This window comes from Longimicrobium sp. (assembly GCF_036280135.1).
Classification (GTDB): Bacteria; Gemmatimonadota; Gemmatimonadetes; order Longimicrobiales; family Longimicrobiaceae; genus Longimicrobium.
On the sequence record NZ_DASURI010000412.1, the window covers coordinates 1 to 6,516 of the forward strand.

The window sequence follows — 6,516 nt, forward strand, 5'->3', positions numbered from 1 at the left end:
CCGCCCCGCGCGTCCTCCATCAACAAACAACGGCCGGTGCCGGGGAATTCGTCCCGGCATCGGCCGTCGTCGTTCGCGCGGAAGCGAAATCAGCGGCGCGGCGCGATGCGCAGGAGCTCGCCGTTCTGGTCGTCCGTGACCAGGTACAGGGCGCCATCCGGACCCTGGCGCACGTCGCGGATGCGCTGGTTGCGGTCCGTGAGCAGGTGTTCCTCGCCCGTCACGCGGCCGTTCTCAATCTGCAGCCGCACCAGCCGCATGGACGCCAGCCCGCCGATGAACAGGCTGTTGCGCCACGCCGGGAACGCGCTGCCCGTGTACACCTGCGCGCCCGACGGGGCGATCACGGGGTCCCAGTAGTACACGGGCTGCTCCGTGTTGGGCCGCTGCGTCTGCGCCTCGCCCAGCGCCGAGCTGATGGTGCCGCCGCGGTACTCGATGCCGTACGCGGCGATGGGCCAGCCGTAGTTCTTGCCCGGCTGCACGCGGTTGAGCTCGTCGCCGCCGCGGGTGCCGTGCTCGATGGTCCAGAACTGCCCGTTGGCGTCGAATGCCGACGCCTGGATGTTGCGGTGCCCCGTGGACCAGATCTCCGGCAGCGCGCCGGCCTGGCCCACGAACGGGTTGTCGGGCGGCGCGGCGCCGTCGGGGGTGATGCGCAGCGTCTTGCCCAGGTGGCTGTCCAGCGCCTGCGCCTGCGGACGCGTCTCGCGGTCCGAGCGCTCGCCCATGGTCACGTACAGCATGCCGTCCGGGCCGAACGCCAGGCGGCTGCCAAAGTGCATGTTGTTGTTGTACGTGGGCCGCGTGTGCAGGATGACGCGCACCTGCTCCAGCCGCGAGCCGTCGGCCGAGAGCACGCCGCGGCCCACGCTGGTTCCGTTGCCGCCTTCACGGGGCTCCGTGAACGTCCAGAAGAGGGTGCGGTCCTGCGCGAAGCGGGGGCTGAGCGCCACGTCCAGCAGGCCACCCTGGCCGCGCGCGTCCACCTCCGGCAGCCCCGCGATGGGCTGCCCCATCTGCCCGTTGGCCGAGACGATCCGCAGCCGCCCCGCCTTTTCCGTCACCAGCAGGCGCCCGTCGGGGAGCGGCTCCACGGCCCACGGCTTCTCGATGCCGCGCGCCACCACCTGCACGTCGTACGCGACGTTGCTGCGCACCCCGCACGCGCGCGTCTGCCCGGGCGACGCGGGCTGCTGGCCCGTGCCGTTGGGGTCGCGCGTCTCCAGCGGCGTGCACGGCTGACTGCCCTGCTGCGCGCCCTGCCCGCCGGGCGACGATGCCGACGCCGACTCGCCGGGCGTGGTGCCGCCGGCGGCCTCGGGGCGCGGGGCGCACGCGGCCACGGCGGCGAACGTGAACACGGAAACAACGGGCACCACTCTCGATCTGCGCATGGCTCCTTCCGGGTGCTCGATCACACTCAGGTTGTAGAGGGTTGGTCCAGCTTTCACGCTGCTGCAAGAACGATGCGGGGCAGATCGGCGGATCGCAACACGTCGCCCGAATCGCATCTCCTCCGCCTGTCGATTCCACCCGTCCCCGATCGACGTGATTGCAGCGGGATGATGGGCAGCGGATGCGGATGTCGAAATCACCCCGGGCCGATCGACGTGAAGGTAGAGAGCGGCAACAACGGAGCCGGGCGACCCGGTTCCCCACCCCGAGCACGGAGACACGACGATGCGCTTCATGATCCTGGTCAAGGCGAACCCGGCGTCCGAGAGCGGCCAGATGCCCACCGAGCAGGAGCTGACGGAGATGGGCCGGTTCAACGAGGAGCTGGTCAAGGCGGGCGTGCTGCTGGCCGGCGAGGGCCTGCACCCCAGCAGCCGGGGCGCCCGCGTGCGGTTCAGCGGCAGTGAGCGCACGGTGGTGGAGGGGCCGTTCGGCGCCACGTCGGAGCTGCTGGCGGGCTTTTGGCTGCTGCAGCTCAAGTCGCGCGACGAAGCCGTCGAGTGGGTCAAGCGCATCCCCTTCCACGAGGGCGAGGTGGAGATCCGCCAGGTGTTCGAGGCGGATGACTTTGCCGAGAGCGATCCGTCCGGCGAGCTGCGCGCCGCCGAGCGCCGCCTTCGCGAGCAGGCCGCGGCCGGCGCCTGACGGGCACCGGAAGGCGCGCCACGCGGGCTTGTCCACGGCGTGTACGTGTGTCTGGCGTTTTTGGCCCGGACGCCGCAACTTGGAGGGCGATGCGCCGGCCGCGCCGTGCGCCTGACTCCCAGCCCCCGAAGGAAAGAGCGCGACCATGCGGTACATGATCATGTTCAAGGCGGACAGCGACACCGAGGCCGCCGCGCCCGCGTGCATCGCCAAGCCCGAGATGGGGCGCTTCATCGAGCAGCTGGCGTCGCGGGGCGTGCTGCTGGCGTCGGAGGGGCTGCAGCCCAGCACGCAGAACGCGGCGCGCATCCGCTTTTCGGGCGGCCGGATGAACGTGGTGGATGGCCCGTTCGCCGAGGCCAAGGAGCTGGTGGCGGGCTTCGCGCTGGTGGAGGTGCCCTCGTACGAATCGGCCGTGGAGCTGGCGCAGGCGTTCCTGCAGATCGCGGGGGATGGCAACGCGGCCGAGGTGCGCGAGGTGATCCCCCACCCCACGGTTGATTCCGCTCCCGCCATCGAGAAGGTGCACGCGCTCGCGCACTAAAAGAAAACTGCATTTTCACGCAGAGGGAGCAGAGGCAGCAGAGGATCTCATCGCGCGATGAAGTACTCTGCTGCCCCTGCTCCCTCTGCGTGAGAAAATTTGTTGACCTTCCTTCGCCGTGCCTCGAAATCGGAGTCGCGGCGATTTTCTTTCCTTCCGCGTGTCGAAATCGAGGCCGCTCGTTCGACGCAGGGATGGAGCGTCGATCAATCCACCGGAACAGGGACGGTAGCATGCGATTCCTCGTCATCCGCAAGGCGGACGAAGAGACCGAGGCGGGCGTCATGCCCAGCGAGCAGCTCGTCGCCGACATGGCCGCGTACGTCCAGGCGCTCGTGGACGCCGGCATCATGCGCTCCGGCGACGGGCTCAAGCCCAGCGCCCAGGGCGCGCGCCTGCAGTTCTCCAACGGCACGCCCACCGTGACGGACGGGCCGTTCACCGAGACCAAGGAGCTCGTGGCCGGCCTGAGCGTCTGGGAATGCGCGTCGCTGGACGAGGCCGTGGCGTGGGCGCGCCGCTGGCCCGTGATCGACGGCCACGGCAACGTGGCGCTGGAGATCCGCCCGTTCTACGAGGTGGAGGACTTTGGCGAAGGCGCCGGCGTGGACCACCACGTCCGCCTGCGCGAGCAGATGGCCGGCGCCTGATCCGCGCCCGGACGGCAATGCCGCGTCCGCCGGCGAGGACGGACGCACCTCATCACCCTGACCGAAGCAGCAGCCATGATCAGCCACATCCACAACACCACCATCATCGTCAGCGACCAGGAAAAGGCCTTGGAGTTCTACGTGGGCGTCCTGGGCTGGGAAAAGCGCATCGACCACGAGATGGGCAACGGCACCCGCTTCGTCACCGTGGCCCCCGTGGGCGCCGCCACGGAGCTGGCGCTGGGCACCGAGCAGATGCTGCACAACCCGCCGGGCACGGGCATCAGCAAGAGCCCGGGGATGGATGGCGCCAGCGGGATCACCCTGGCCGTGGAAGACTTCGACGCAACGTACCGCGCCCTCGTGGAGCGCGGCGTCAGGTTCACCCGCGAGCCCGAGACCATGCCCTGGGGCGACAAGGCCACGTGGCTCTCGGATCCCGACGGCAACACGTTCTTCTTCGTGGGGCGGTAGAGGGCCTTGCGCCGGCCCGCTCGAAGGCGGATCGTACGCGTCTGATCCGCCCGCCCCGCGGGCCCGTACAGGGAAGCTGCACAGAGTGGCGCACGTGTCCGTATCCGAAGCACATCGCGCGATCGACGCCGTCTGGCGAATCGAGTCCGCCAGGGTCATCGCCGGGCTCGCGCGAATGGTGGGCGACGTGGGGCAGGCCGAGGACCTGGCGCAGGACGCCCTCCTGGCGGCCCTGGAAAAGTGGCCGCAGACCGGCGTGCCCGACAACCCGGGCGCCTGGCTCATGGCCACGGCCAAGCACCGGGCCATCGACCTGCTGCGCCGCAACACGCGGCTCACGCACAAGCACGAGCAGCTGGCGCACGAGATCGAGTTCCAGCGCGAGCTGGCCGAACCCGACCTGGACGCCGCCATCGACGATCCCGTGGGAGACGACCTTCTGCGCCTGATCTTTACCTGCTGCCACCCCGTCCTGAGCACCGAGGCGCGGGTGGCGCTCACCCTTCGTCTGCTCGGCGGGCTGACGACGGAGGAGATCGCGCGCGCCTTCCTGGTCCCCACGCCCACCGTGGCGCAGCGGATCGTCCGCGCCAAGAAGACGCTAGCGGAGGCCAGGGTGCCCTTCGAGGTGCCCCGCGGCGACGAGCTGGACGCGCGCCTGTCGTCCGTCCTGGGGGTGATCTACCTCGTCTTCAACGAGGGCTACAGCGCCACGGCGGGCGACGACTGGATGCGCCCCTCGCTGTGCGAGGATGCCCTGCGCCTGGGCCGCATCCTGGCCGAGCTGGCGCGGAACGAGCCCGAGGTGCACGGCCTGGTAGCGCTGATGGAGATCCAGGCCAGCCGCCTGCGCGCCCGCACGGGCCCCCGCGGCGAGCCCGTGCTGCTGCTGGACCAGGACCGCGCCCGGTGGGACCAGCTGCTCATCCGGCGCGGGCTGGCGGCGCTGGAACGCGCGGCGGCGCTGGGCGGCGGCTTTGGCCCGTACGCCCTGCAGGCCGCCATCGCCGCGTGCCACGCGCGCGCCCGCACGGCGGACGAGACGGACTGGCCGCGCATCGCCGCGCTGTACGACGCGCTGTCGCAGCTCACGCCGTCGCCCGTGGTGGAGCTCAACCGCGCCGTGGCGCTGGGGATGGCGTATGGCCCGGCGGCGGGGCTGGCGCTGGCGGACCAGCTGCTGGAGGTGCCGTCGATGAAGAGCTACCACCTGCTGCCCAGCGTGCGCGGCGACCTGCTGTTCAAGCTGGGCCGCCTGGACGAGGCCCGCGCCGAGTTCGAGCGCGCCGCCACCCTCACGCAGAACGCCCGCGAGCGCGACCTGCTGCGCGGCCGCGCCGCCGCCTGCGCCACCGGCGAGGCCGCCGCGTAACCAGCTTCAACAGATTTATCTCACGCAGAGCGATGCGTGAGAAAGAAGTTCCTTAGTTCGTCCGGGAGGGAGCGTCGTCCGTCTTCTTCTGGGCGCGCGCGGCCCACGCGGCGCGGGCGGCGCGCAGCGTGTCCATCTTCTCCTCCACGGCGGGCGGCACGGCCAGCCCGTCGGCGATGGCGGCCACCTCCTCGGCCTCGCGCCAGTGGCGCTCCAGCTCCGCCAGCTCCCCCTCCAGCGCGCGGCGCTCCGCGTCCTCGTGCGCGGCCATCTCCATGGCCATGCGGATCTCCAGCGGCATGGCCCACACGTCGCGGTAGCCCTGCCCCTGCTTGCGCGCGGCCTCCTCGGCGCCGGCCAGGAACGCGTCCGGCGTCCGCGCCCGGTCAATCATCCGCACGGCCGCCTGCACCTGCCCGCCGGACCCGCCCTGCGCGTTGGCGTGCGCCATGAACACGGCCAGCGCGCGCAGGGCCCGCTGCCCCGTGAGCTGGTAGTAGCGTGGATCCGGGTCGATGTAGCCCTGCTGGTTGTCCAGCACGCGGTTCTCCGTCCGCACCTCCAGGCTCCACCTGGGCGTGGCCGCGGGGTTCGTCCGCAGCCGCACGCGGTTCAGCGAGCGGTCCCAGGTGAGCATCTGCACGCCGCGGTCATCCACCAGCCGGCGCTGGGCGAACGCCGTCGTGAAGTACCCGGCGCCGCGCGGCAGCCCCATCTTCTTCCACTCCGCCGCGGCCACCACCGGCAGCCCCACGAGCGCCGCCGCCGGCGCCAGGACGAGCCCCGCCCCCACGCCCAGCGCGATGCCGCCCAGGGAGGCGGCGGACAGCCACGCGCGCTTTTGCCGCCCGCTGAACTGCGCGCCGTAGCGCCACGCGGCGAACTCCGGCCGCAGGGGCCGGCCCACGCGGACCAGGTCCGTGCCGTCGCGCAGCCGCGCCAGGCCGATGTTCTCCGTCGACGTGCGGAGGGACGTGCCGCGAAAGCGCCGCTCGCAATCCTCGATGGCTTCCCAGCGCTCCTCCAGCGCGGACAGGTTCCAGCGCCCGCAGGTGGGGCAGACGGCCCACAGGCGGCCCTTCTCCGCGTCGAACGCCAGACGGCGCCCCACGGGAAAGTGCTCGATGCTCTCGTTCTCGCCCAGCCCGCCGTTGCAGAAGATGCAGGTGGAGTACATGCCGCCTCGATGGATGAACGTCGGCTGGGGTCGATGTCGATGCGCCCGGCCGGACCGGACGATCCCGGCCCGGCGGATGATACGCGGCCCGACTACAGATGTTGCAAGCTGCTGCTCCTCCTCGGCGGCGCGGGCGGCGGATGCATCGTGAAAGAGGGTCCCGGCGGCGTTCGGCGGGACCCTCGTTCGATGCGCC

Annotated in this window: 7 protein-coding genes; 5 read left to right on the forward strand and 2 right to left on the reverse strand. The window is 71.3% G+C overall.

Annotated features, from left to right (window positions below; all coding sequences use genetic code 11):
* Nucleotides 1–89 precede the first annotated feature (89 nt).
* Nucleotides 90–1,397 carry a PQQ-dependent sugar dehydrogenase gene (locus VFZ20_RS13175; protein ID WP_329684353.1) on the reverse strand — a complete coding sequence of 436 codons (1,308 nt, stop codon included), beginning with the start codon at nucleotides 1,395–1,397 and terminating at the stop codon, nucleotides 90–92.
* 286 nt (nucleotides 1,398–1,683) lie between these two features.
* Between VFZ20_RS13175 and VFZ20_RS13180 the strand changes: the two genes are divergently transcribed.
* From VFZ20_RS13180 to VFZ20_RS13200, 5 genes are all read left to right on the forward strand, one after another.
* On the forward strand, nucleotides 1,684–2,103 hold the full coding sequence (locus VFZ20_RS13180; protein ID WP_329684354.1) for a YciI family protein: 420 nt from the start codon (nucleotides 1,684–1,686) through the stop codon (nucleotides 2,101–2,103).
* A 145-nt stretch (nucleotides 2,104–2,248) separates the two neighbouring features.
* Nucleotides 2,249–2,647, forward strand: a complete 399-nt coding sequence (locus VFZ20_RS13185) for a YciI family protein (protein WP_329684355.1) — start codon at nucleotides 2,249–2,251, stop codon at nucleotides 2,645–2,647.
* A gap of 233 nt (nucleotides 2,648–2,880) precedes the next feature.
* Nucleotides 2,881–3,297: a YciI family protein gene (locus VFZ20_RS13190; RefSeq protein WP_329684356.1), complete on the forward strand. Its 417-nt coding sequence runs from the start codon at nucleotides 2,881–2,883 to the stop codon at nucleotides 3,295–3,297.
* Nucleotides 3,298–3,372: 75 nt separating this feature from the next.
* Entirely contained in the window at nucleotides 3,373–3,771 is a 399-nt protein-coding gene (locus tag VFZ20_RS13195; RefSeq protein WP_329684357.1) for a VOC family protein, read from the forward strand.
* 94 nt (nucleotides 3,772–3,865) lie between these two features.
* Nucleotides 3,866–5,143: an RNA polymerase sigma factor gene (locus tag VFZ20_RS13200; RefSeq protein WP_329684358.1), complete on the forward strand. Its 1,278-nt coding sequence runs from the start codon at nucleotides 3,866–3,868 to the stop codon at nucleotides 5,141–5,143.
* A 52-nt stretch (nucleotides 5,144–5,195) separates the two neighbouring features.
* Here VFZ20_RS13200 and VFZ20_RS13205 read toward each other — a convergent pair whose 3' ends face one another.
* A complete protein-coding gene (locus VFZ20_RS13205; RefSeq protein WP_329684359.1) occupies nucleotides 5,196–6,320 on the reverse strand; it encodes a hypothetical protein in 1,125 nt (374 codons plus the stop codon).
* Between the last annotated feature and the right edge of the window lie 196 nt (nucleotides 6,321–6,516).